This is a genomic window from Agrobacterium sp. 22-210-1 (assembly GCF_053522525.1).
On record NZ_JBNWCI010000001.1, the window covers coordinates 640570 to 663921 of the forward strand.

Annotated in this window: 37 protein-coding genes; 32 read left to right on the top strand and 5 right to left on the bottom strand. The window is 57.5% G+C overall.

The window, feature by feature from the left end; all coding sequences use genetic code 11:
- Positions 1 to 42 precede the first annotated feature (42 nt).
- Positions 43 to 393, bottom strand: a complete 351-nt coding sequence (locus ACQZ5F_RS03150; protein ID WP_225339189.1) for a VOC family protein — start codon at positions 391 to 393, stop codon at positions 43 to 45.
- Between the two features lie 9 nt (positions 394 to 402).
- Complete coding sequence (locus tag ACQZ5F_RS03155) at positions 403 to 696, bottom strand: hypothetical protein (protein WP_003523731.1); 294 nt, start codon at positions 694 to 696, stop codon at positions 403 to 405.
- 528 nt (positions 697 to 1224) lie between these two features.
- On the opposite strand from ACQZ5F_RS03155, the gene rpsL reads away from it, so the two are divergent.
- The 31 genes from rpsL to rplQ all read left to right on the top strand — a co-directional run bounded on the left by rpsL (position 1225) and on the right by rplQ (position 20874).
- Entirely contained in the window at positions 1225 to 1596 is a 372-nt protein-coding gene (gene rpsL / locus ACQZ5F_RS03160; protein ID WP_003507760.1) for a 30S ribosomal protein S12, read from the top strand.
- A 78-nt stretch (positions 1597 to 1674) separates the two neighbouring features.
- A complete protein-coding gene (gene rpsG / locus ACQZ5F_RS03165) occupies positions 1675 to 2145 on the top strand; it encodes a 30S ribosomal protein S7 (RefSeq protein ID WP_046798164.1) in 471 nt (156 codons plus the stop codon).
- 34 nt (positions 2146 to 2179) lie between these two features.
- Positions 2180 to 4279 carry an elongation factor G gene (gene fusA, locus ACQZ5F_RS03170; RefSeq protein ID WP_052817949.1) on the top strand — a complete coding sequence of 700 codons (2100 nt, stop codon included), beginning with the start codon at positions 2180 to 2182 and terminating at the stop codon, positions 4277 to 4279.
- A 64-nt stretch (positions 4280 to 4343) separates the two neighbouring features.
- Positions 4344 to 5519, top strand: a complete 1176-nt coding sequence (gene tuf / locus ACQZ5F_RS03175; RefSeq protein WP_003507684.1) for an elongation factor Tu — start codon at positions 4344 to 4346, stop codon at positions 5517 to 5519.
- 310 nt (positions 5520 to 5829) lie between these two features.
- Positions 5830 to 6138, top strand: a complete 309-nt coding sequence (gene rpsJ / locus ACQZ5F_RS03180) for a 30S ribosomal protein S10 (RefSeq protein ID WP_003495158.1) — start codon at positions 5830 to 5832, stop codon at positions 6136 to 6138.
- 168 nt (positions 6139 to 6306) lie between these two features.
- Positions 6307 to 6948: a 50S ribosomal protein L3 gene (gene rplC / locus ACQZ5F_RS03185; RefSeq protein WP_046798167.1), complete on the top strand. Its 642-nt coding sequence runs from the start codon at positions 6307 to 6309 to the stop codon at positions 6946 to 6948.
- A 12-nt stretch (positions 6949 to 6960) separates the two neighbouring features.
- On the top strand, positions 6961 to 7581 hold the full coding sequence (gene rplD / locus ACQZ5F_RS03190; RefSeq protein WP_010971963.1) for a 50S ribosomal protein L4: 621 nt from the start codon (positions 6961 to 6963) through the stop codon (positions 7579 to 7581).
- Positions 7578 to 7871: a 50S ribosomal protein L23 gene (locus tag ACQZ5F_RS03195; RefSeq protein ID WP_003495178.1), complete on the top strand. Its 294-nt coding sequence runs from the start codon at positions 7578 to 7580 to the stop codon at positions 7869 to 7871. The genes rplD and ACQZ5F_RS03195 overlap by 4 nt, the downstream gene beginning before the upstream one ends.
- 43 nt (positions 7872 to 7914) lie before the next feature.
- Positions 7915 to 8751 (top strand): 50S ribosomal protein L2, encoded by an 837-nt coding sequence (rplB, locus tag ACQZ5F_RS03200; RefSeq protein WP_003507771.1) that lies wholly within the window; start codon positions 7915 to 7917, stop codon positions 8749 to 8751.
- Between the two features lie 15 nt (positions 8752 to 8766).
- Positions 8767 to 9045: a 30S ribosomal protein S19 gene (gene rpsS / locus ACQZ5F_RS03205; RefSeq protein ID WP_003507772.1), complete on the top strand. Its 279-nt coding sequence runs from the start codon at positions 8767 to 8769 to the stop codon at positions 9043 to 9045.
- A gap of 2 nt (positions 9046 to 9047) precedes the next feature.
- The gene (gene rplV / locus ACQZ5F_RS03210; RefSeq protein WP_006313972.1) at positions 9048 to 9437 is read left to right on the top strand and encodes a 50S ribosomal protein L22; all 390 of its coding nucleotides are present in this window, start codon (positions 9048 to 9050) and stop codon (positions 9435 to 9437) included.
- On the top strand, positions 9437 to 10168 hold the full coding sequence (rpsC, locus tag ACQZ5F_RS03215) for a 30S ribosomal protein S3 (RefSeq protein ID WP_003516138.1): 732 nt from the start codon (positions 9437 to 9439) through the stop codon (positions 10166 to 10168). The genes rplV and rpsC overlap by 1 nt, the downstream gene beginning before the upstream one ends.
- A 38-nt stretch (positions 10169 to 10206) precedes the next feature.
- Entirely contained in the window at positions 10207 to 10620 is a 414-nt protein-coding gene (gene rplP, locus ACQZ5F_RS03220) for a 50S ribosomal protein L16 (RefSeq protein ID WP_006313973.1), read from the top strand.
- Between the two features lie 12 nt (positions 10621 to 10632).
- Positions 10633 to 10833: a 50S ribosomal protein L29 gene (gene rpmC, locus ACQZ5F_RS03225; protein WP_003495193.1), complete on the top strand. Its 201-nt coding sequence runs from the start codon at positions 10633 to 10635 to the stop codon at positions 10831 to 10833.
- Between the two features lie 11 nt (positions 10834 to 10844).
- Positions 10845 to 11081 carry a 30S ribosomal protein S17 gene (gene rpsQ, locus ACQZ5F_RS03230; RefSeq protein ID WP_006313974.1) on the top strand — a complete coding sequence of 79 codons (237 nt, stop codon included), beginning with the start codon at positions 10845 to 10847 and terminating at the stop codon, positions 11079 to 11081.
- A gap of 234 nt (positions 11082 to 11315) precedes the next feature.
- Positions 11316 to 11684 carry a 50S ribosomal protein L14 gene (rplN, locus tag ACQZ5F_RS03235; protein ID WP_003495199.1) on the top strand — a complete coding sequence of 123 codons (369 nt, stop codon included), beginning with the start codon at positions 11316 to 11318 and terminating at the stop codon, positions 11682 to 11684.
- A 12-nt stretch (positions 11685 to 11696) separates the two neighbouring features.
- Positions 11697 to 12005 (top strand): 50S ribosomal protein L24, encoded by a 309-nt coding sequence (gene rplX / locus ACQZ5F_RS03240; RefSeq protein ID WP_046798168.1) that lies wholly within the window; start codon positions 11697 to 11699, stop codon positions 12003 to 12005.
- The gene (gene rplE / locus ACQZ5F_RS03245) at positions 11998 to 12552 is read left to right on the top strand and encodes a 50S ribosomal protein L5 (protein WP_046798169.1); all 555 of its coding nucleotides are present in this window, start codon (positions 11998 to 12000) and stop codon (positions 12550 to 12552) included. The genes rplX and rplE overlap by 8 nt, the downstream gene beginning before the upstream one ends.
- 33 nt (positions 12553 to 12585) lie before the next feature.
- Positions 12586 to 12891 (top strand): 30S ribosomal protein S14, encoded by a 306-nt coding sequence (gene rpsN, locus ACQZ5F_RS03250; RefSeq protein WP_003495202.1) that lies wholly within the window; start codon positions 12586 to 12588, stop codon positions 12889 to 12891.
- Between the two features lie 12 nt (positions 12892 to 12903).
- Entirely contained in the window at positions 12904 to 13302 is a 399-nt protein-coding gene (rpsH, locus tag ACQZ5F_RS03255) for a 30S ribosomal protein S8 (protein ID WP_003507786.1), read from the top strand.
- 42 nt (positions 13303 to 13344) lie between these two features.
- Positions 13345 to 13878, top strand: a complete 534-nt coding sequence (rplF, locus tag ACQZ5F_RS03260; protein ID WP_006313979.1) for a 50S ribosomal protein L6 — start codon at positions 13345 to 13347, stop codon at positions 13876 to 13878.
- Positions 13879 to 13890: 12 nt separating this feature from the next.
- Complete coding sequence (gene rplR / locus ACQZ5F_RS03265; RefSeq protein ID WP_046798170.1) at positions 13891 to 14253, top strand: 50S ribosomal protein L18; 363 nt, start codon at positions 13891 to 13893, stop codon at positions 14251 to 14253.
- A gap of 119 nt (positions 14254 to 14372) precedes the next feature.
- Positions 14373 to 14942: a 30S ribosomal protein S5 gene (rpsE, locus tag ACQZ5F_RS03270; protein ID WP_046798171.1), complete on the top strand. Its 570-nt coding sequence runs from the start codon at positions 14373 to 14375 to the stop codon at positions 14940 to 14942.
- An 11-nt stretch (positions 14943 to 14953) separates the two neighbouring features.
- The gene (gene rpmD, locus ACQZ5F_RS03275) at positions 14954 to 15160 is read left to right on the top strand and encodes a 50S ribosomal protein L30 (RefSeq protein ID WP_003495212.1); all 207 of its coding nucleotides are present in this window, start codon (positions 14954 to 14956) and stop codon (positions 15158 to 15160) included.
- A 16-nt stretch (positions 15161 to 15176) separates the two neighbouring features.
- Positions 15177 to 15656, top strand: coding sequence for a 50S ribosomal protein L15 (gene rplO / locus ACQZ5F_RS03280; RefSeq protein ID WP_046798172.1), 480 nt, complete (start codon positions 15177 to 15179; stop codon positions 15654 to 15656).
- Positions 15657 to 15990: 334 nt separating this feature from the next.
- Positions 15991 to 17331: a preprotein translocase subunit SecY gene (gene secY / locus ACQZ5F_RS03285; protein WP_046798173.1), complete on the top strand. Its 1341-nt coding sequence runs from the start codon at positions 15991 to 15993 to the stop codon at positions 17329 to 17331.
- A complete protein-coding gene (locus tag ACQZ5F_RS03290) occupies positions 17328 to 17918 on the top strand; it encodes an adenylate kinase (RefSeq protein ID WP_046798174.1) in 591 nt (196 codons plus the stop codon). Before secY ends, ACQZ5F_RS03290 begins: the two co-directional genes overlap by 4 nt.
- A 307-nt stretch (positions 17919 to 18225) precedes the next feature.
- Positions 18226 to 18594, top strand: coding sequence for a 30S ribosomal protein S13 (rpsM, locus tag ACQZ5F_RS03295; RefSeq protein ID WP_003507791.1), 369 nt, complete (start codon positions 18226 to 18228; stop codon positions 18592 to 18594).
- A gap of 138 nt (positions 18595 to 18732) precedes the next feature.
- Complete coding sequence (gene rpsK, locus ACQZ5F_RS03300; protein WP_003495225.1) at positions 18733 to 19122, top strand: 30S ribosomal protein S11; 390 nt, start codon at positions 18733 to 18735, stop codon at positions 19120 to 19122.
- 196 nt (positions 19123 to 19318) lie between these two features.
- Positions 19319 to 20329 carry a DNA-directed RNA polymerase subunit alpha gene (locus tag ACQZ5F_RS03305; RefSeq protein ID WP_003495228.1) on the top strand — a complete coding sequence of 337 codons (1011 nt, stop codon included), beginning with the start codon at positions 19319 to 19321 and terminating at the stop codon, positions 20327 to 20329.
- 119 nt (positions 20330 to 20448) lie between these two features.
- Entirely contained in the window at positions 20449 to 20874 is a 426-nt protein-coding gene (gene rplQ, locus ACQZ5F_RS03310) for a 50S ribosomal protein L17 (RefSeq protein ID WP_006313985.1), read from the top strand.
- Between the two features lie 81 nt (positions 20875 to 20955).
- Here the strand turns inward: rplQ and ACQZ5F_RS03315 are convergent, their stop codons facing one another.
- Both ACQZ5F_RS03315 and ACQZ5F_RS03320 read right to left on the bottom strand, forming a co-directional pair.
- Positions 20956 to 21279: a hypothetical protein gene (locus tag ACQZ5F_RS03315; RefSeq protein ID WP_225339190.1), complete on the bottom strand. Its 324-nt coding sequence runs from the start codon at positions 21277 to 21279 to the stop codon at positions 20956 to 20958.
- Between the two features lie 115 nt (positions 21280 to 21394).
- Positions 21395 to 22267, bottom strand: coding sequence for a DUF817 domain-containing protein (locus tag ACQZ5F_RS03320; RefSeq protein ID WP_225339191.1), 873 nt, complete (start codon positions 22265 to 22267; stop codon positions 21395 to 21397).
- Between the two features lie 55 nt (positions 22268 to 22322).
- Between ACQZ5F_RS03320 and ACQZ5F_RS03325 the strand changes: the two genes are divergently transcribed.
- Entirely contained in the window at positions 22323 to 22751 is a 429-nt protein-coding gene (locus ACQZ5F_RS03325; RefSeq protein ID WP_046798176.1) for a ribosomal maturation YjgA family protein, read from the top strand.
- Here the strand turns inward: ACQZ5F_RS03325 and msrQ are convergent.
- Complete coding sequence (gene msrQ, locus ACQZ5F_RS03330; RefSeq protein WP_046798177.1) at positions 22705 to 23352, bottom strand: protein-methionine-sulfoxide reductase heme-binding subunit MsrQ; 648 nt, start codon at positions 23350 to 23352, stop codon at positions 22705 to 22707. The genes ACQZ5F_RS03325 and msrQ overlap by 47 nt on opposite strands.

Genomic DNA, 23352 nt, shown 5'->3' on the forward strand with positions numbered 1-23352 from the left:
AACGGGAAACGAAGTAATACTAACGAGTTTGAAGTATATAATCTATAAGTGACTTAATATATTGGTCAGTCTGCCAAAGGGATCGCGCAGGAACAGGCGGCGCACGCCCCATGTTTCGATGGCCGGCCCGTATTCGACCGGCAGCCCGGCTTTAACTATGCGGGCGTGAACCTCGTCGAAATTGTCGACCTCGATGGAGATGTCGGGGACCGCCGTTCCGGAGCCTCCTTCGCGGGCAAAGCTGATCTGGGCAGGTGTTTCAACCGGGCTTGCATAGGTCACGATCCAGCCGTGATCCATGGCGATTGTCATGCCGAGAATATCGCCATAAAAGACACCCGCCCGTTCAAGGTCGGGTGTCGCGATATTGGTGACGATGCGTCTCACCGTCATGGCAGCGCCTCAGGCGAAGCGGATGATCGCCACTTCGCCTTCCAGTGCGCCCTGATAGGCGGAAGCGTGCGGCTCTTCATCCGGGATTTCGGTCAGCATGCCGATCTGGTCGAGGTCGGCCTCGATGAAGCCTTCCTCGGAAAGCGCGTTCAGTGTTTCACGCACGGCGGTATCGTCGTCCGGCGCCCGAAGGATGACGTGGATGTCGATGCCCTCGGAGTTATCGGTCTCGTAAGCCTTGCCGATGACGATGAAGACCATCGGCTCGTCGCGTCCGTTGTCGTTGTCGGGGAGGGTGCTCATGACGCGGTTCCTTGATCTGTCGTTGCTATGTACGCGGGTCGACCGGAGCGGGCCTTGCGCGTGGCGGGCCAAGTCTGGCCGCTTGAGGGAATCAATAGACGGATTTTATGAAAAGCCAAAGGCCGGAGCGCAAAATCACTGTTGCCGACTGTGACTTCTGTTAGAAGGAGGGGGAAATGGCCCGCCTGCGGGCTTTGTGGCCGCGGGCGCGGGCGCAAAATGCGGATTCGGCCTTGACGAAAGCTGGCTAAAACAGTAGTACGCCCGCCATCGGAGCCTCTGTGGGTGCTGGCCGTTCGGAAACCTTTTTTCCGAACATCATCTCAAACAAGACTCCATTGCACGTAGAAGACACGAATGTTGCATGCAAGACGCCTCGTTGAGGTGTCCTCTGCTCTTGGTGGTCCATCCGTGAAAACGGATCGGGCCACGTTTTGCGCATGAGGATATATACGTGCGTCGTCGCCGGCAACGGCATAGCCGCCACCCGTTCGGGTGGCTAAAGTAGTTTTTGCAAGGGATGGTTATATGCCTACCGTAAACCAGCTGATCCGCAAGCCTCGCCAGGCACAGGTAAAGCGCAACAAGGTTCCTGCTCTTCAGGAAAACCCGCAGAAGCGTGGTGTTTGCACCCGCGTTTACACGACGACCCCGAAGAAGCCGAACTCGGCTCTGCGTAAGGTTGCCAAGATCCGCCTCACCAACGGCTTCGAAGTCATCGGTTACATTCCGGGCGAAGGTCACAACCTTCAGGAACACTCCGTGGTCATGATCCGCGGCGGCCGCGTAAAGGACTTGCCGGGCGTGCGTTACCACATCATCCGCGGTGTTCTCGATACCCAGGGCGTCAAGAACCGCAAGCAGCGCCGCTCCAAGTACGGTGCGAAGCGTCCGAAGTAATTCGGGTTTAAACAAATTCCGGCGCTGCGCGAGGTTCTCCGCGTGGTAAAGCGTCAATAACATTGAGAGACAAAGAATATGTCCCGTCGCCATAGTGCAGAAAAGCGTGAGATCAACCCGGATCCGAAGTTCGGCGATCTGATCGTTACCAAGTTCATGAACGCCATCATGCTTCACGGCAAGAAGTCGGTCGCAGAAAGCATCGTTTACGGCGCGTTCGACGTCGTTCAGGGCAAGACGAAGCAGGAGCCGCTCGGCGTGTTCCACTCCGCCCTCGACAACGTTGCTCCGCATGTTGAAGTGCGTTCGCGCCGCGTTGGTGGTGCTACCTACCAGGTTCCGGTCGATGTTCGCCCCGAGCGCCGTCAGGCTCTGGCCATCCGCTGGCTGATCACCGCTGCGCGCAAGCGCAACGAAACGACCATGGTCGATCGCCTTTCCGGCGAACTCATGGACGCTGCGAACAACCGTGGTTCGGCTGTCAAGAAGCGCGAAGACACGCACAAGATGGCTGACGCCAACCGCGCATTCTCGCATTACCGCTGGTAATCTTAACCGGTCGCATATCGAAAGGCAGTCCATTATGGCTCGCGAATATAAAATCGAAGACTACCGCAATTTCGGTATCATGGCGCATATCGACGCCGGCAAGACGACGACCACCGAGCGTATCCTTTATTACACCGGTAAGTCGCACAAGATCGGTGAAGTTCACGATGGCGCAGCCACGATGGACTGGATGGAGCAGGAGCAGGAGCGTGGTATCACCATCACGTCTGCTGCCACCACGACCTTCTGGAAGGGCCGTGACGGCAAGATGCGCCGTTTCAACATCATCGACACCCCCGGCCACGTTGACTTCACCATTGAAGTCGAGCGTTCGCTGCGCGTTCTCGACGGCGCCATCGCGCTGCTCGACGCCAACGCCGGTGTGGAGCCGCAGACGGAAACCGTCTGGCGCCAGGCCGAGAAGTATCATGTTCCGCGCATGATCTTCTGCAACAAGATGGACAAGACCGGTGCTGACTTCTACCGCTCGGTAGAAATGATCAAGACCCGTCTCGGCGCCATTGCCGTCGTCATGCAGCTGCCGATCGGCGCTGAGACCGAGTTCAAGGGCGTTATCGATCTGATCGAGATGAACGCACTCATCTGGCGCGACGAATCGCTCGGCGCTCAGTGGGACGTCGTCGAAATTCCTGATGACATGAAGGCCAAGGCTGACGAATATCGCGAAAAGCTGATCGAGACCGTTGTCGAGATCGACGAAGAAGCGATGGAAAACTACCTGAACGGCATCATGCCTGACAACGAGCAGATCCGTGCACTGGTTCGCCGCGGCACCATCGACGTGAAGTTCCACCCGATGTTCTGCGGTACCGCGTTCAAGAACAAGGGCGTTCAGCCGCTTCTCGACGCCGTCGTCGACTATCTGCCTTCGCCGCTGGACATTCCGGCGATCAAGGGCATCGACTTCAAGACCGAAGCCGAGATCGAGCGTCATGCCGACGACAGCGAGCCGCTTTCCATGCTCGCGTTCAAGATCATGAACGACCCCTTCGTCGGTTCGCTGACGTTTGCGCGTATCTACTCGGGCAAGCTCGAAAAGGGTACGTCTGTCATCAACACGGTCAAGGACAAGCGTGAGCGCGTCGGCCGTATGCTGCAGATGCACTCCAACTCGCGCGAAGACATCGAAGAAGCCTTTGCCGGCGACATCGTTGCTCTGGCCGGTCTCAAGGAAACCACCACTGGCGATACGCTTTGCGATCCGCTGAAGCCGGTTATCCTCGAGCGCATGGAATTCCCCGAGCCGGTCATCCAGATCGCGATCGAGCCGAAGACCAAGGGCGACCAGGAAAAGATGGGCCTCGCGCTCAACCGTCTGGCTGCTGAAGATCCTTCGTTCCGCGTCAAGACCGACGAAGAGTCCGGTCAGACGATCATCGCGGGCATGGGCGAACTTCACCTCGACATTCTCGTTGACCGTATGCGTCGCGAGTTCAAGGTTGAAGCCACCGTCGGCGCGCCGCAGGTTGCCTATCGCGAAACGATCACGCGTCAGCACGAAGAAGACTACACGCACAAGAAGCAGTCCGGTGGTACCGGTCAGTTCGCTCGCGTCAAGATCATCTTCGAACCGAACCCTGAAGGCGAAGACTTCAAGTTCGAATCCAAGATCGTCGGTGGTGCTGTTCCGAAGGAATACATCCCGGGCGTTCAGAAGGGTATCGAAAGCGTTCTGTCTTCCGGTCCGCTGGCTGGCTTCCCGATGCTCGGCGTCAAGGCGACGCTGATCGACGGTGCATTCCACGACGTCGACTCGTCGGTTCTCGCCTTCGAAATCGCATCGCGTGCCTGCTTCCGTGAAGCAGCCAAGAAGGCTGGTGCACAGCTTCTCGAGCCGATGATGAAGGTCGAAGTCGTAACGCCGGAAGACTATGTCGGCGACGTTATCGGCGACCTGAACTCCCGTCGTGGTCAGATCCAGGGCCAGGAAAGCCGTGGTATCACCATCGTCATCAACGCGCATGTTCCGCTCGCGAACATGTTCAAGTACGTCGACAACCTGCGCTCCATGAGCCAAGGCCGCGCTCAGTACTCGATGACGTTCGACCACTACTCGCCGGTTCCGTCGAACGTGGCGCAGGAAATCCAGGCAAAGTACTCCGGTCAGAAGTGATCGGGGTACGCCCCACCAGATTTGAAGATTATTCCCGTCAAGGGACAAGAATGGAGAGCCACTAATGGCAAAGAGCAAGTTTGAGCGCAATAAGCCGCACGTCAACATTGGCACGATCGGTCACGTTGACCATGGCAAGACGTCGCTGACGGCCGCGATCACGAAGTTCTTCGGCGAATTCAAGGCGTATGACCAGATCGACGCCGCGCCTGAAGAAAAGGCCCGTGGTATCACGATTTCGACGGCACACGTTGAATATGAGACGCCTGCCCGTCACTACGCGCACGTCGACTGCCCCGGCCACGCCGACTACGTGAAGAACATGATCACCGGTGCTGCCCAGATGGACGGCGCGATCCTGGTTTGCTCGGCTGCTGACGGCCCGATGCCGCAGACCCGCGAGCACATCCTGCTTGCCCGTCAGGTTGGCGTTCCGGCAATCGTCGTGTTCCTCAACAAGGTCGACCAGGTTGACGACGCCGAGCTTCTGGAGCTCGTCGAGCTTGAAGTTCGCGAACTTCTGTCGTCCTACGACTTCCCGGGCGACGATATCCCGATCATCAAGGGTTCGGCACTTGCTGCTCTTGAAGATTCCGACAAGAAGATCGGTGAAGACGCGATCCGCGAGCTGATGGCCGCTGTTGACGCCTACATCCCGACCCCTGAGCGTCCGATCGACCAGCCGTTCCTGATGCCGATCGAAGACGTGTTCTCGATCTCCGGCCGTGGTACGGTTGTGACGGGTCGCGTTGAGCGCGGTATCGTCAAGGTTGGTGAAGAAGTCGAAATCGTCGGCATTCGTCCGACCTCGAAGACGACGGTTACCGGCGTTGAAATGTTCCGCAAGCTGCTCGACCAGGGCCAGGCTGGCGACAACATCGGTGCTCTCGTTCGCGGCGTTACCCGTGACGGCGTTGAGCGTGGCCAGATCCTGTGCAAGCCGGGTTCGGTCAAGCCGCACAAGAAGTTCATGGCAGAAGCCTACATCCTGACGAAGGAAGAAGGCGGCCGTCATACGCCGTTCTTCACGAACTACCGCCCGCAGTTCTACTTCCGCACGACGGACGTGACCGGCATCGTTTCTCTGCCGGAAGGCACGGAAATGGTTATGCCTGGCGACAACGTCACGGTTGAAGTCGAGCTGATCGTTCCGATCGCGATGGAAGAAAAGCTGCGCTTCGCTATCCGCGAAGGCGGCCGTACCGTCGGCGCCGGCATCGTGGCTTCGATCGTCGAGTAATTTCGACTTTTAAAATTCGCTCCGACGGCGGTGTCACAAACACCGCCGTCGGGCTTTTAATAAAAAGCCTGGCGGCGTTGCATTTTTAGTGCTTGAAAAATTCGGTGAAAGCGCGTAAACGCGCACTCACACTCACCGCTGGATTCGCAAGCATTTGCGAAACGCGGTGTTTTAGCAATACAGACTACTGAAATGATTGGGGTGCGAGGCGCATCCCTCTCGATTTTTGAAAATCTGCGGCGCCACGATCAATAGAAGTTCATGTGTTTCCGCGTGCGGAAACGAATAACAAAGAACAAGGACAAGACGAATGACCGGCCAGAATATCCGTATCCGCCTCAAGGCGTTCGATCACCGGATCCTCGATGCCTCTACCCGTGAAATCGTGTCGACCGCAAAGCGCACCGGCGCCAGCGTTCGCGGCCCGGTTCCACTCCCCACCCGCATCGAAAAGTTTACCGTCAACCGCTCTCCTCACGTTGACAAGAAAAGCCGTGAACAGTTCGAAATGCGGACGCACAAGCGTCTTCTCGATATCGTTGACCCCACCCCGCAGACTGTCGATGCTCTTATGAAGCTCGACCTCGCTGCTGGCGTTGACGTGGAAATCAAGCTCTAAGACCCGGCCCGATCCATCCAAGGTGAGGGCTGAAATAACAAGGAAGGTACGTGGAGCAATCCAACGACTTCCAAACCGGAGACCGGAAACATCGTGAGATGTCGAAGGGCACTCCTTAACAAAGGCCAGAGAGGGTTTTCCCTTCAAGGCTCGCAAGAGGATGAACCAATGCGTTCAGGTGTGATTGCACAGAAAGTGGGTATGACACGCGTCTATAACGACGCAGGTGAACATATCCCCGTAACAGTATTGCGACTGGATAACGTACAAGTCGTTGCCCAGCGCACGGAAGACAAGAATGGCTACACCGCAGTTCAGCTCGGTGCCGGCCAGTCCAAGGTCAAGAACACGACGAAGGCGCTTCGCGGTCATTTTGCCGCTGCCAATGTCGAACCGAAAGCCAAGCTCGTCGAGTTCCGGGTTTCCCCCGAGAACCTGATCGACATCGGTGCAACACTGACCGCAACTCATTTTCAGAACGGCCAGCTGGTGGACGTCACTGGAACCACAATCGGTAAAGGTTTTGCCGGTGCTATGAAGCGTCACAACTTCGGTGGTGGCCGCGCTTCGCACGGTAACTCCGTATCGCACCGTGCACACGGTTCGACCGGTAACAACCAGGATCCGGGCCGCGTCTGGAAGGGCAAGCGCATGGCTGGTCATATGGGCCAGACACGCGTTACGACCCAGAACCTCGAAGTCGTTTCGACTGACGAAGACCGTGGCCTCATCCTCGTGAAGGGTGCAGTTCCCGGTTCGAAGGGTTCCTGGATCATCGTCCGCGACGCCGTCAAGTCGGCTGCGAAGTAAGGGAGCCTTATCATGGAATTGAACGTCAAGACCCTCGAGGGAAAAGACGCCGGCAAGGTTTCTCTGTCGGATGAGATCTTCGGCCTCGACCCCCGCCAGGACATTCTGGCCCGCATGGTTCGCTGGCAGCTTGCTAAGAAGCAGCAGGGAACCCACAAGACCAAGAACCGGTCGGAAGTTTCCCGCACCGGTGCCAAGATGTACAAGCAGAAGGGTACGGGCCGCGCTCGTCACCATTCGGCTCGCGCACCGCAGTTCCGCGGCGGCGGCAAGGCCCACGGCCCGGTCGTTCGCAGCCACGCCCATGACCTTCCCAAGAAGGTTCGTGCGCTCGCTCTGCGTCACGCCCTGTCTGCAAAGCTGAAGGCTGAAGAACTGATCATCGTTGATCAGCTCGTTGCATCTGAAGCAAAGACCAAGGCTCTGCTGGGCAGCTTCGCTTCGCTTGGCCTGACCAACGCTCTCGTTATCGGTGGCGCTGAACTTGATGGCAACTTCAAGCTCGCAGCCCAGAATATCCCGAATGTGGACGTTCTGCCGGTACAGGGCATCAATGTTTACGACATCCTGCGCCGTGGCAAGCTGGTGCTTTCCAAGGCTGCTGTAGAGGCTCTGGAGGAGCGGTTCAAATGACGGATCTTCGCCACTACGATGTGATCGTATCTCCTTCGATCACGGAAAAGTCGACGCTGGTCTCCGAACAGAACCAGGTCGTATTCAACGTCGCCAAAAGCGCTTCCAAGCCTGAAATCAAGGCTGCCGTGGAAGCTCTCTTCGGCGTCAAAGTCACGGCTGTGAACACGCTTATCCGCAAGGGTAAGACCCGTCGTTTCCGTGGGTTCGCCGGTAAGCTGAAAGACGTCAAGAAAGCCGTCGTTACGCTCGCCGAAGGTCAATCCATCGACGTGTCCACCGGACTCTAAAGGTTAGGCCCAAGCGGGCAAAGACCCAAAAGGGAACAATAAAATGGCATTGAAAAGTTTCAATCCGACCACGCCAAGCCAGCGCCAGCTGGTTATCGTGGACCGCGCTTCGCTCTACAAGGGTAAGCCGGTAAAGGCTCTGACCCAGGGCCTCAGCTCCAAGGGTGGCCGCAACAACCAGGGCCGGATCACCGTCCGGTTCCAGGGTGGCGGTCACAAGCGGACCTACCGTCTGGTGGATTTCAAGCGTCGTAAATTCGACGTTGAAGGCACCGTTGAACGTTTGGAATACGACCCCAACCGCACCGCGTTCATCGCGCTGGTTACGTATACCGACGGCGAACAGGCTTACATTCTCGCGCCACAGCGTCTCGCTGCTGGTGACAAGGTGATCGCCTCCGACAAGGCAGTGGACGTGAAGCCCGGCAACACCATGCCGCTTCAGTACATTCCGGTCGGTTCGATCATCCACAACGTCGAGATGAAGCCGGGTAAAGGCGGTCAGATCGCCCGCTCCGCCGGTACGTATGTCCAGCTCGTCGGCCGCGATGCCGGTATGGCCATCCTGCGTCTCAACTCGGGCGAACAGCGTCTGGTGCATGGCTCGTGCCTCGCATCGATCGGTGCTGTTTCGAACTCGGATCACGGCAACATCAACGACGGCAAGGCTGGTCGTTCGCGTTGGCGTGGCAAGCGTCCGCACGTTCGCGGCGTCGTCATGAACCCGGTCGACCACCCGCACGGTGGTGGTGAAGGTCGCACATCGGGTGGTCGTCACCCGGTTACTCCGTGGGGCAAGCCCACGAAGGGCAAGCGCACCCGTTCGAACAAGTCGACCGACAAGTTCATCATGCGCTCGCGCCATCAGCGTAAGAAGTAAGAGAGGTAGTCACTAATGGCTCGTTCAGTATGGAAAGGTCCGTTTGTTGACGGCTATCTTCTCACCAAGGCTGAGAAGGTGCGCGAGAGCGGACGTAATGAAGTAATCAAGATCTGGAGCCGTCGCTCCACGATCCTGCCGCAGTTCGTCGGTCTGACCTTCGGCGTTTATAACGGCAGCAAGCATGTGCCCGTCTCGGTCAACGAAGACATGGTCGGACACAAGTTCGGTGAATTCTCTCCGACCCGTACCTATTACGGTCACGGCGCGGACAAGAAGGCAAAGAGGAAGTAATCATGGCGAAGGCTAAGACCGAACGCCGGCTGAAGGACAATGAGGCTCAGGCCATTGCCCGTACGCTCCGCGTCAGCCCCCAGAAACTGAACCTGGTTGCCGCTCTTATCCGTGGCAAGAAGGTTGATCGCGCTCTCGCCGAGCTCGAATTCTCCCGCAAGCGCATTGCAGGCACCGTCAAGAAGACGCTGGAATCTGCAATTGCCAATGCGGAAAACAACCATGACCTCGACGTCGACGCTCTCGTCGTCGCCGAGGCCTATGTTGGCAAGTCCATCACCATGAAGCGTTTCCACGCTCGTGGCCGTGGTCGTGCGTCCCGCATTGAAAAGCCGTTCGCTCACCTCACGATCGTTGTTCGTGAAGTTGAGGAAAAAGGGGAGGCCGCATAATGGGTCAGAAAATCAATCCAATCGGCTTCCGCCTCGGCATCAACCGTACTTGGGATAGCCGCTGGTACGCTGACACCGCGGAATACGGCAAGCTGCTGCATGAAGACCTGAAGATCCGGGCATACCTGATCAAGGAACTCAAGCAGGCCGGTATCGCCAAGGTGGTCATCGAGCGTCCGCACAAGAAGTGCCGCGTTACGATCCACTCGGCTCGTCCGGGTCTCATCATCGGCAAGAAGGGCGCGGACATCGAGAAGCTTCGCAAGAAGCTTTCCGAGATGACCAACTCCGAAACGCACCTCAACATCGTTGAAGTGCGCAAGCCGGAAATCGACGCAACTCTCGTTGCCCAGTCGATCGCCCAGCAGCTCGAGCGTCGCGTGGCTTTCCGCCGTGCAATGAAGCGCTCGGTTCAGTCTGCCATGCGTCTTGGCGCCGAAGGCATCAAGATCACCTGCGGCGGCCGTCTCGGCGGTGCTGAAATCGCTCGTACCGAATGGTACCGCGAAGGTCGCGTTCCGCTGCACACGCTGCGTGCGGACATCGACTACGGCACAGCTGAAGCTGAAACCGCATTCGGCATCTGCGGCATCAAGGTCTGGATCTTCAAGGGCGAAATCCTTGAGCACGATCCGATGGCTTCTGAGCGTCGCGGTCTCGAAGGCGATGCGCAGGGCCCTGCAAGCCGTGAGCGTGGCGATCGTCCCGATCGTCGTCGCGAAAACGCTTGATTGACGCTGGCGAAAGATAAGCTCGGAGAAGTAAGAAAATGTTGCAGCCAAAGCGTACTAAGTACCGTAAGCAGTTCAAGGGACGCATCAAGGGCGTCGCCAAGGGCGGCTTTGACCTGGCATTCGGTGAATTCGGCTTGAAGTCGCAGGAACCGAACCGCGTGAATGCACGCGAGATCGAAGCGGCCCGCCGCGCGATCACGCGTTACATGAAGCGCGCAGGTCGTGTGTGGATCCGCGTATTCCCCGACGTTCCGGTAACGGCAAAGCCGACCGAAGTTCGTATGGGTAAGGGCAAGGGTTCGGTCGAATACTGGGCATGCAAGGTCAAGCCCGGTCGTATGATGTTCGAGATCGACGGTGTTACCGAGGAGATCGCCCGTGAGGCGCTTCGTCTCGGCGCTGCCAAGCTCTCGGTCAAGACGCGCTTCGTACAGCGCATCGCAGAGTAAGGAGCAAGGCACATGAAAGCCGATGAAGTTCGCGGCCTCAGCGCCGACCAGCTCAAGGACAAGCTCGCCGATCTGAAGAAGGAGCAGTTCAACCTGCGCTTCCAGAAGGCGACCGGCCAGCTGGAGAAGTCCTCGCGCATCAACGAAGTCCGCAAGGACATCGCCCGCGTTAAAACCATTGCCCGCCAGAAGGCGGCAGAAGCCAAGGCCTAAGGAAAAATAATATGCCGAAACGCATTCTGCAGGGCGTCGTAGTGTCCGACAAGAACGAGAAGACTGTCGTGGTCCGGGTTGAGCGTCGATTCGCTCACCCGCTCATGCAAAAGACCGTTCGTCGTTCGAAGAAGTACAAGGCGCACGACGAAAACAATCAATACAAGGTCGGCGATGTCGTTTCCATCGAGGAATGCGCACCGATCTCCAAGGACAAGCGCTGGACGGTCGTCGCCGCCCAGGCTTAATTTCATCAGAATCGCGCCAGGCATCTTGTACTTGGCGCGAATTCCTGTATGAAGCAGCGCAAGGACGCTCGTGAATCGAGCGTCTTTTGCTTTGATGCGCACGGAAGGTCCTTCGGGAAACCACCCTGTCACGACATTTCCGCGCAAAAAAAGAGATATTCATAAGCTGGAGCAGGGGGCTTGCTCGGGAGAGTTTGCCCAACCGTTCCGGTAACAACAAGAAGGCGACCTGACATGATTCAGATGCAAACAAACCTCGACGTGGCGGATAATTCCGGCGCACGTCGTGTCATGTGCATCAAGGTGCTGGGCGGCTCGAAGCGCAAATATGCTTCTGTTGGCGACATTATTGTCGTTTCCATCAAGGAAGCTATTCCGCGCGGCCGCGTCAAGAAGGGCGATGTGATGAAGGCGGTTGTCGTGCGCACCGCCAAGGACATCCGTCGCGCTGACGGCAGCGTCATCCGTTTCGATAACAACGCAGCCGTTCTTATCGACAACAAGAAAGAGCCCATCGGCACCCGTATCTTCGGACCGGTTCCGCGCGAACTTCGCGCCAAGAACCATATGAAGATCATCTCGCTGGCTCCGGAAGTACTGTAAGGAGCAATTGCGATGCAGAAAATTCGTAAAGGCGACAAGGTTGTCGTATTGACCGGTAAGGACAAGGGCCGTACCGGCGAAGTAATCCAGGTTTTGCCGAAGGAAGACCGGGCTGTTGTGCGTGGCGTAAACATGGTGAAGCGTCACCAGCGCCAGACCCAGGGCCAGGAAGCCGGCATTATCAACAAGGAAGCATCCTTGCACATCTCCAACATTGCCATCGCCGATAAGGATGGCAAGCCGACCCGCGTTGGCTTTTCTGTTGTAGAAGGCAAGAAGGTCCGCGTGGCCAAGCGTTCGGGAGAAGTGATCGATGGCTGACAAGTACGAGCCGCGTCTCAAGACGGAATACGTGTCGCGCATCCGCGACGCCATGCAGGAGAAGTTCTCCTACGCCAACGTGATGATGATCCCGAAGCTTGAAAAGATCGTGATCAACATGGGTGTTGGTGAAGCGACTGCCGATTCCAAGAAGCCTACCATTGCTGCCGGTGACCTGGCTGCAATCGCCGGCCAGAAGCCGGTCGTTACCCGCGCTCGTAATTCGATCGCTGGTTTCAAGCTTCGCGAAGGCATGCCGATCGGTGCGAAGGTTACCCTTCGTGGCGCACGCATGTATGAATTCCTTGATCGTCTGATCAACATCGCGCTGCCGCGCGTTCGCGACTTCCGGGGTCTGAACCCCAAGAGCTTTGACGGCCGTGGCAACTTCGCCATGGGCATCAAGGAACACATTGTGTTCCCTGAGATCAACTACGATAAGGTTGATCAGATGTGGGGCATGGACATCATCGTTTGCACGACGGCGACGTCGGACGACGAAGCTCGGGCTCTGCTTACAGAGTTCAACTTCCCGTTCCGTCACTAACCGTAACGACGAGCGTAGAAAAGGAACTCCGATATGGCGAAAACAAGCGCAGTTGAAAAGAACAAGCGCCGCCGCAAGTCGGTCGCCCAGCAGGCCACCAAGCGTGCTGCACTCAAGGCGATCGTAATGAACCAGTCCCTTCCGATCGAAGACCGGTTCAAGGCCACTCTGAAGCTCGCTTCGCTGCCGCGTGACGGCTCGAAGACGCGTATCCGCAACCGCTGCGAAGTAACGGGCCGTCCGCGCGCGTTCTATCGCAAGCTCAAGATGTCGCGTATCGCGCTTCGTGAGCTGGGCAATTCCGGCAAGGTGCCGGGCATTGTCAAGTCGAGCTGGTAAGGAGACGGGCACATGACCATGACTGATCCTTTGGGTGATATGCTCACCCGCATCCGCAATGGTGCCGCTCGCCGCAAGTCTGCGGTCAGCACGCCTGCTTCCAGCCTCCGCGCACGCGTTCTCGACGTGCTGCAGGCTGAAGGCTACATTCGCGGTTATTCCAAGGTCGATTTCGAAAACGGCAAGTCCGAATTCACCATCGAACTGAAGTACTACGAAGGCGCGTCCGTGATCCGTGAGATCGGCCGCGTTTCCAAGCCGGGCCGCCGGGTTTATGTCTCGGTAAAGTCCATTCCGCAGGTCGCGAACGGCCTCGGCATCACCATCCTTTCGACCCCGAAGGGTGTGATGGCCGATCACCAGGCTCGCGAACAGAACGTTGGTGGCGAGGTTCTTTGCTCGGTCTTCTAAGATCGAGCACGGATCTCCATAACGAACAGACAGGATTGAACAATGTCTCGTATCGGTAAAAAGCCCGTTCCGGTTCCCGCAGGTGTGACGGCCAATGTCGACGGCCAGAAGGTCACTGCGAAGGGCCCGAAGGGTGAACTGTTTTTCGTCGCAAACGACGATATTCAGCTGAAACTCGAAGATAACGGCGTTTCCGTAACGCCCGCCAATGGCACCAAGGAAGCTCGTTCGAAGTGGGGCATGTCCCGCACGATGATCGAGAACATCTTCAAGGGTGTTAAGGACGGTTACGAACGCAAGCTCGAAATCAACGGCGTTGGTTATCGTGCCGCCCTGCAGGGCAAGAACCTGCAGCTGGCGCTCGGTTTCTCCCACGACGTGGTTTATGAGCCGCCGGTCGGCATCACCATTGCCGTGCCGAAGCCGACGGAAATCATCGTTTCCGGTATCAACAAGCAGCAGGTCGGTCAGGTAGCCGCGGAAATCCGCGAATACCGTGGTCCCGAGCCCTACAAGGGCAAGGGCGTGAAGTACGCTGAAGAGCGTATCGTCCGCAAAGAAGGCAAGAAGAAGTAAGGATCACGCGAAATGGCTAGCAGGAAAGAAGCACTTGCACGTCGCGCGAGCCGTGTGCGCCGCCAGATCAAGGCGGTTGCCAACGGCCGCCCGCGCCTGTCGGTTCATCGCTCGTCGAAGAACATCTACGCCCAGATCATCGATGATGTTGCTGGCAAGACGCTTGCGTCTGCCTCCACGCTCGAAGCTGATCTGCGCGGCTCGCTCAAGACCGGCGCCGACGTTGCTGCGGCATCTGTCGTGGGCAAGCTGGTTGCCGAGCGCGGCGTCAAGGCTGGCGTCAAGGATGTTGTATTCGACCGAGGCGCGTTCATCTATCATGGCCGTGTCAAGGCCCTGGCAGATGCTGCCCGCGAAGGCGGTCTGAACTTCTGATTTTTTTCCGCCCGGACAACGATCCGGGCGGAATTTCACCGGGCCATGCGGATCTCCTCATCGGGGCCGCTGGTCTTTTCGTTTGCCGTTCCACCCGTAAAAGAAAAAGGACAAGGACAATGGCACAGGATAAAAGAGGTTCTCGCGAAGATCGCCAGAACCGCGAAGAGCGCGATAGCGAATTCGTCGACAAGCTGGTCGCGATCAACCGCGTTGCAAAGGTTGTTAAGGGTGGCCGTCGCTTCGGCTTCGCCGCTCTCGTCGTCGTCGGCGACCAGAAGGGCCGCGTCGGCTTCGGCCACGGCAAGGCTCGTGAAGTTCCGGAAGCGATCCGCAAGGCAACTGAAAGCGCAAAGCGCGATCTGATCTTCGTTCCGCTGCGCGATGGTCGCACGCTGCATCACGACGTCAATGGCCGTCATGGCGCCGGCAAGGTTCTGCTGCGTTCGGCCAAGGCCGGTACCGGTATCATCGCCGGTGGTCCGATGCGCGCTGTTTTCGAAACGCTGGGCGTTCATGACGTCGTTGCGAAGTCGACCGGTTCGTCGAACCCATACAACATGGTTCGCGCAACGTTCGACGCTCTGAAGCATCAGGTTCATCCGAAGGACATCGCTGCACAGCGTGGTCTGAAGTTTGCGACCCTTCAGGCTCGCCGCGCCGCGTCCGGCAACGCTTCTGAAGAATAAGGAGCTGGATCATGGCCAAGAAAACTACTGAAGCCAAGAAGACTGTCACGGTCGAACAGATCGGCAGCCCTATTCGCCGCCCGGCAATCCAGCGTCAGACGCTGGTCGGTCTGGGTCTCAACAAGATGCATCGTCAGCGCACCCTGGAAGATACTCCGGCGGTTCGTGGCATGATCCGTGCGGTCCAGCATCTCGTTCGCGTCGTTGACGAGAAGTGAGACGGAGTAACCTATCATGAAACTCAATGAAATCAGAGACAACGAAGGCTCCTCCAAGGATCGTATCCGCGTAGGTCGCGGTATCGGTTCTGGCAAGGGCAAGACCGGTGGTCGCGGTGTGAAGGGTCAGAAGGCTCGTTCGGGCGTCGCCATCAACGGCTTCGAAGGCGGTCAGATGCCTATCTACCGTCGTCTGCCGAAGCGCGGCTTTAACAACATCTTCGGTTCCGAATATGCTGTTGTGTCGCTCGGCCGCATCCAGACCGCCATCGACGCCAAGAAGCTCGACGCTTCCGCAACGATCGATGCCGCTGCTCTCAAGGCAGCCGGCGTTATCCGCCGCGTCAAGGACGGTGTCCGCATCCTCGCCGACGGCGAGCTGAAGGCCAAGGTTGCCTTCGAAGTTGCCGGCGCTTCCAAGCCTGCACTCGAAAAGATTGAGAAGGCCGGCGGCTCGATCAAGCTTCTCGTGGTTGCAGCCGAAGCTTCCGAGTAATATATAGACTTCAGGCGCCCGGGGCTTCGTGCTCCGGGCGTCTGCGCTCCCTGGCCAATGTTGCTTTCGATCTAAATCGATTTAGAGATGCATCATGGCAAACTCTTCGCGGTGCAGCTGTTATGCGCGCCGCTTGCGGCATAAAGTGCTGCAGGGAGAGCCTCACAGTTCTTGAACTTCCGTAGGGGAGGGGATAGGACATAAAAAAACAGGGTGAGGCATGATGGCGGCGCAAAGCCGTGTTCGTCCGAAGCCCGGTTTTTGAACCGGTATCTTTTAGACCTTTCCGCATCGGCCGGTTTCGTCGGCTGGCAAGGGTCATTCGGAGAAATTTATGGCTTCCGCAGCGGAACAACTGGCTTCGAACCTGAATTTTTCGACCTTCGCTAAGGCGGAGGATCTGAAAAAGCGTCTCTGGTTTACTCTTGCCGCACTTCTCGTCTACCGTCTTGGCACCCATATTCCGCTTCCGGGCCTGAACCCAGAAGCCTATGCGCAGGCCTTCCAGGGCCAGGCCAACGGCATTCTCGGTCTTTTCAACATGTTTGCGGGTGGTGCTGTCGAGCGTATGGCGATCTTCGCCCTCGGCATCATGCCTTACATCTCCGCTTCGATCATCGTGCAGCTCATGACCTCGGTCGTGCCCTCGCTCGAAGCGTTGAAGAAGGAAGGCGAAGCCGGCCGCAAGATCATCAACCAGTACACCCGCTACGGTACGGTGCTGCTCGGCACGCTGCAGGCCTATGGCATTGCGGTCGGCCTTGAAAGCGGCAACGGCCTCGTGGTCGATCCGGGCTGGTTCTTCCGCGTTTCCACTGTCATCACGCTGCTTGGCGGCACGATGTTCCTGATGTGGCTCGGTGAACAGATTACCTCGCGTGGTATCGGCAACGGTATTTCGCTGATCATCTTTGCAGGTATTGCCGCAGGTCTGCCCAAGGCGCTTGCCGGCACGCTGGAACTCGGCCGCACCGGTGCGCTTTCGACCCCGCTTATCCTTATGGTCGTCCTCGTCGCCATCGGCGTCATCGCGCTTATCGTCTTTGTGGAGCGCGCCCAGCGTCGCCTGCTGATACAATATCCGAAGCGACAGGTTGGCAACCGGATGTTCCAGGGCGATACCTCGCATCTGCCGCTGAAGCTCAATACGGCCGGCGTCATTCCCGCGATCTTCGCATCGTCGCTGCTGCTTCTGCCGGCGACGGCTGCCGGTTTTGCCGGAAACACCAATCTGCCGTCCTGGGCGACCGCGATCATCGCGTCGCTGCAGCATGGGCAGCCGTTGTTCATGGCGCTCTACGGCCTGCTGATCGCGTTTTTCGCGTTTTTCTACACGGCTATCGTCTTCAATCCGAAGGACACGGCCGATAACCTCAAGAAGCACGGTGGCTTCATTCCGGGCATTCGTCCGGGTGACCGCACCGCGGAGTACATCGATTACGTCCTGACCCGCATCACGGTGGTCGGCGCGATTTATCTGGTCTTCGTGTGTATCCTTCCTGAGACACTTATCGCACGCACGGGCATTCCATTAGCCCTTGGTGGTACTTCGCTTTTGATCGTTGTCAGTGTAACTCTGGACACGGTTGCGCAAATTCAGGGTCACCTGATCGCGCAGCAATATGAAGGGCTGATCAAGAAGTCGAAGTTGCGTGGAGGAAAGAGGGGACGATGAGACTGATATTTTTGGGTCCGCCGGGTGCGGGCAAGGGAACCCAGGCCAAGCGGCTGACTGACAAGTACGGGATCCCGCAGCTTTCCACCGGTGACATGCTTCGCGCTGCGGTTAGCGCGGGCACCGAAATCGGCAAGCGCGCCAAGGCCGTCATGGACGCCGGCGGGCTGGTGTCCGACGATATCGTCAATCAGATCGTTTCCGAACGCATCGAGGCGCCTGACTGTGCCAAGGGCTTTATTCTCGACGGCTATCCGCGCACCGTTCCGCAGGCCAAGGCGCTTGCCGAGAACATGCGCAAGAAGAATCTTGCCCTAGATGCCGTCATTGAACTGAAGGTGGACGAAGAGGCGTTGATTCGCCGAATCGAAAACCGCGTCGCAGAAACCATCGCCGCCGGCGGTACGGTTCGTTCGGATGACAATCCGGAAGCCTTCCGCAAGCGGCTGACGGAATATCGCGAGAAGACCGCGCCCCTGTCGAACTATTACAGCGAACAGGGTGAGCTTGTGACGCTGGATGGCATGGCGGATGTCGATGCCGTGACCGAGGCTATTGAAAACGTCCTCGAGAAAGCTTCAGTCTGACGGCTGGGGCGGGGTGGCAAAATCTGCCGGCGATTTTCGCCCGATTTGCCGCTCTCATGATTTAGCTCGTCCTTTGGATAGCAAAAGAATCTTGGCGGAGCCGGTTGCTTTTTTGCGCTGATTCCGTTAAACACCGCGCCAACTCGCGACATCCCAAGCGACTGGCGCGGATTTCCCTCAGGGAAGGGAGATCCGGGTTCGGTCGTTTTGACCTGTCACGGACATCAATTTTGAACTGGCGGCCCTGTTGGTCGCTCGACTGGAATCACCACTTGCCGGATGGCAACTGGAACCAAGGAGAAAAGACGTGGCACGTATCGCTGGCGTCAACATCCCGACTGCGAAGCGCGTTGTTATTGCGCTGACCTACATTCACGGGATTGGTCCGAAATTCGCGCAGGAAATCATGGACAAGGTCGGTCTTCCGGCTGACAAGCGCGTTCATCAGCTGACGGATGCTGAAGTTCTTCAGATCCGCGAAGCCATCGACCGCGACTATCAGGTCGAGGGTGATCTTCGTCGCGACACGTCGATGAACATCAAGCGTTTGATGGATCTCGGCTGCTACCGCGGCCTGCGTCACCGTCGTGGCCTTCCGGTCCGCGGTCAGCGCACGCACACCAACGCCCGCACCCGCAAGGGTCCGGCGAAGGCTATCGCTGGTAAGAAGAAGTAATTTTCCGGTTCTCCGGAAAGGGGAGGCTGGTGCAGTCCGCGCCAGCCTTTCTGAGTTTGGCGAAAAGCTCGAATACGGGCTGATTGCCGGTGTAGCCGCTGGTGTTACGGCGGTGAAGAGATCAATGAAAGGTATAACATGGCCAAGGAAGCCGCACGCGTCCGTCGTCGCGAACGCAAAAATATCACGTCGGGCGTTGCGCACGTCAACTCGACCTTCAACAACACGATGATCACCATCACCGACGCACAGGGCAATGCTATTGCCTGGTCGTCCGCTGGTGCCAAGGGCTTCAAGGGTTCGCGCAAGTCGACCCCGTTCGCTGCCCAGATCGCTGCTGAAGATTGCGCGAAGAAGGCTCAGGAACACGGCATGAAGTCGCTTGAAGTTGAAGTTTGCGGTCCGGGTTCCGGTCGTGAATCGGCACTTCGCGCTCTGCAGGCTGCCGGTTTCATGATCACTTCCATTCGCGACGTGACGCCGATCCCGCACAATGGTTGCCGTCCGCGCAAGAAGCGCCGCGTCTGACGCGACCGTGGTTCGGAAATTCCGCCTTGTCCTCAGGTCAGGCGGAATTTTCGTGTATCTGGCGTGTGCGCGTCGATTTCGATCGACGGACTTGCGCTCAAGAACCCACTGATGAACCACTGAATTAGGTTCCTCTCGGTGTTTTCATGCTCGGTCCGTCACGATTGGATGGTGGCGGCGAACGGAAGGTTTAAAGATGATTCAGAAGAACTGGCAGGAACTTATCAAGCCGAACAAGGTCGAGTTCACCTCGTCCAGCCGCACCAAGGCAACACTGGTTGCCGAGCCGCTGGAACGTGGTTTCGGTCTTACCCTCGGCAACGCGCTGCGTCGCGTTCTGTTGTCTTCTCTGCGTGGCGCCGCTGTGACGGCCGTGCAGATCGACGGTGTCCTGCATGAATTCTCCTCCATCCCCGGCGTTCGGGAAGATGTGACGGATATCGTGCTCAACATCAAGGAAATCGCCATCAAGATGGATGGCGACGATTCCAAGCGCATGGTCGTGCGCAAGCAGGGCCCGGGTGCCGTTACCGCTGGTGATATCCAGACGGTTGGCGACATCGAGATCCTGAACCCAGACCACGTGATCTGCACGCTTGATGATGGCGCTGAAATCCGCATGGAATTCACCGTCAACAACGGCAAGGGTTACGTACCGGCTGAGCGCAACCGCGCGGAAGATGCCCCGATCGGCCTCATTCCGGTGGACAGCCTCTATTCTCCGGTCAAGAAAGTGTCCTACAAGGTGGAAAACACCCGTGAAGGCCAGGTTCTCGACTATGACAAGCTGATTATGACGATCGAGACCAACGGTTCGGTTTCCGGCGAAGACGCCGTTGCCTTCGCCGCTCGCATTCTTCAGGACCAGCTGGGCGTCTTCGTCAACTTCGACGAGCCGCAGAAGGAAGCAGAAGAAGAATCGGTTACCGAACTCGCGTTCAACCCGGCGCTTCTCAAGAAGGTCGATGAGCTCGAGCTGTCGGTTCGTTCGGCAAACTGCCTGAAGAACGACAACATCGTTTATATCGGCGACCTGATCCAGAAGACCGAGGCCGAAATGCTTCGCACGCCGAACTTCGGTCGCAAGTCGCTGAACGAAATCAAGGAAGTTCTCGCTTCCATGGGTCTGCACCTCGGCATGGAAGTGCCGGCATGGCCGCCAGAGAACATCGAAGATCTCGCAAAGCGTTACGAAGACCAGTACTAACAATCAAAAAGGCAGACCCTTTAAAGACTGCCTTTCCCCGTCAAACAGCAGATAAGTCATCTGCATGTGCCAGGAAACGGCAGGTCCGCACAGGAAACCTGCACTAAAGGAGAATAGCAATGCGCCACGGAAATTCAGGCCGCAAGCTCAATAGAACCGCCAGCCACCGCAAGGCAATGTTTGCCAACATGGCTGCTTCGCTCATCACCCATGAGCAGATCGTCACCACCCTTCCGAAGGCGAAGGAAATCCGTCCGATCGTCGAGCGTCTCGTGACCCTCGGCAAGCGCGGCGACCTGCACGCTCGTCGTCAGGCGATCTCGCAGATCAAGGATCAGGACGCCGTTCGCAAGCTGTTCGACGCGATCGCTTCGCGTTACGCAACCCGCAACGGCGGCTACCTGCGTATCATGAAGGCCGGCTACCGCCAGGGCGACAACGCGGCTCTCGCCGTCGTTGAATTCGTCGAGCGCGACGTTGATGCCAAGGGCGCAGCCGACAAGGCTCGCGTTGCTGCAGAAGCTGCTGCTGCCGAAGCCGCATAAGGTTTGACGCCGTTCAGGCGTCGTGCGTTAAAAAAAGCCGGGCGAGAGATCGCCCGGCTTTTTTGTTTTCCAAAGGAATAGTCATGAGCGACGCAGATAGTAACCGTCAGTGCCGTCGTCACCTTCTATCAACTCGACGGTCCGATTGAGAAGCCATCTAATTCCCTTGCCTCCGGCACCAAATTCAGCATTGGACGTGTTCCAAAGATCTTCAATCAAGCTATCTGAAACGTCAGAGCGCAACAGGGACGCCAAGAAGGTATTTAGTTCATTCCGCTCCTTTTTGGTTAAGTGATACAAACCTAAAAGTAAGACGCCATCCAAGCTCTCGAACATTTCGAAGTCTTGGATCATGTAGCCTGTAAATTTCAGGAAAACGGGCGCGGGTGTAATGCTCTTCTTCATGATGTCGTCTTGCCTCTCTCGCAGAGAAGCTCATCGTTTCTCCGACCATATCGTCGTAGCAAGTGTCTCGATGACATTTATGACAAGAGATTTCCGAACGTCTTTGGCTCCCTCTTCACTCCGGAATGTAAATACGAGCCTTGATGTGTTTGAGGTGTGCGACAATCGTGAAGGTCATGATGACCAGCAGGGACCACGAGCTCCATTTCCCGATATGAACGACGGACCAGGCGCCGAGCTGGTCGGGATATTTCCATATGCCGAAGAAGGTGGAGATATTTTCCGCCAGCCAGACGAAAAATCCTATGAGGACGAATGAGAGAAGCAATGGCATCTTTCGGTCGCGGTCATAGGGGCGGTAAATCACCGTTGCGCGGGAGTAGAGGCCGATGGCGCAGGCGGCGATGTACCAGCGGTAGTCGCCGATGAAGTGGTGGGTGAAGAAGTTGGCGTAGATGGCGATGCCGATCAGGGTCGCCATCCAGTAGGTGGGATAGTGGCGAATGCGCACATCCAGCAGCCGCCACGCCTGAATGATGTAGCTGCCGACCGCGGCATACATGAAGCCGGAAAACAGCGGTACGCCGAAAACTTTGCTATAGGCGAAATCCGGATAGGACCATGACTGGATGGCGCTCGATGTCTTGAACACCTCCAGTGCGAAGCCGACGATATGGAACAACAGGATGGCCTTGGCCTCGTCAAGCGTTTCGAGCCTGCTCCAGATCATGAAGAACTGGATGCCGAGTGCAATGATCAGCAGCACGTCATAACGGGGAATGCCGAGTACTCCGCCATGCGGCACCACAAAGATGGAGAGGAAGAACAAGCCGGCGAACATGCAGGCGCGGGCTTCTTTGATGCCGAAATACAGAAACTCGACGATAAAACGCCTGATGCCCTTGAGTTCGCCCCAGGGATAGGTATCGCAGAGCAGATTGTCCAAGACGGAGAGGCGGCTTGCGGCCGGGCTTGTTCCTGTGCTCATTTCCGTCCCCGATCTCAGTTCGTCACCTTTCATACGAAAACCCGAAGGAACCCGTATGGGCCTGCCACACGTATCCCCATCTTATTTCGCCCGCAGCGGGTTTCTGGCGGGGGCGATGACGGTGGTCGTCTGTGGCCTTTGCCTGCGGGCTTTCGGTTACGACGTGGGACTGCCGTTCGTGGCGGTAAAATATGGCGGATCCGTGCTTTGGGGGGCGATGGTCTATCTGCTGCTGGCAGCCTTCTTTCCATCCCGCTGGCATGGCTATGAGGTCCACATCGCCATTCTTGCCGTTGTTCTCGTGGAACTCATCCGGCTTGTTCATTTCCCGGCGCTGGATGCGTTTCGTGCGACGACGGCCGGCGCCTTGCTGCTCGGCCGTGTTTTTTCGCTGTGGAATATAGTCTGTTATATCGCTGGAATTGGTGCTGCCGCCATTATGGCCGGACGGGTCTCGCGCGTTTGGCTCTCTTCATCGACATGATCGAGGGCCGCACCAGCCGATAGCCGAGCAGGATCACCATAGTGCTGATATAAAACACCGGTTCCAACGTGATCGACTTTCGCGCCAGCACAAAATGCAGCACGCCGACGATGAGTACGAGATAAACGAGCTTGTGCAACGTGTTCCAGCGGCTGCCGAGCTTGCGGATCGACCAGCGGTTGGAGGTGAGCGCAAGGGGCAAGAGCATGACAAGCCCGGCCATGCCGAGCATGATATAGGGGCGTTTGAGAATATCTCCGGCGATGGAGCTGACGATCAGGCCGCGATCCAGCACCAGATAGACGGTGAAATGCGCCAGCACGTAATAAAAGGCGATCAAGCCCAGCGCCCGGCGATAGGCGATGAGGTTGATGTTGAAGAGGTCGCGCAGCGGCGTCACCAGCAGGCCAAGGCAGAGAAAGCGCAGCGCCCAGATGCCGAGCAGGTGCTCGAAATCCTTGACCGGATTAAAGCCGAGGCCGCCGGTTGCGGCGAGATAGAAATACCAGAGGCCCGGACAGAGGCCGATCACGTAAAGCGACCAGATGGCCGCCGGCTGGTAACGCTTTGGCAGCGATGGAAGCGGAAGGGCGAAGGCCAT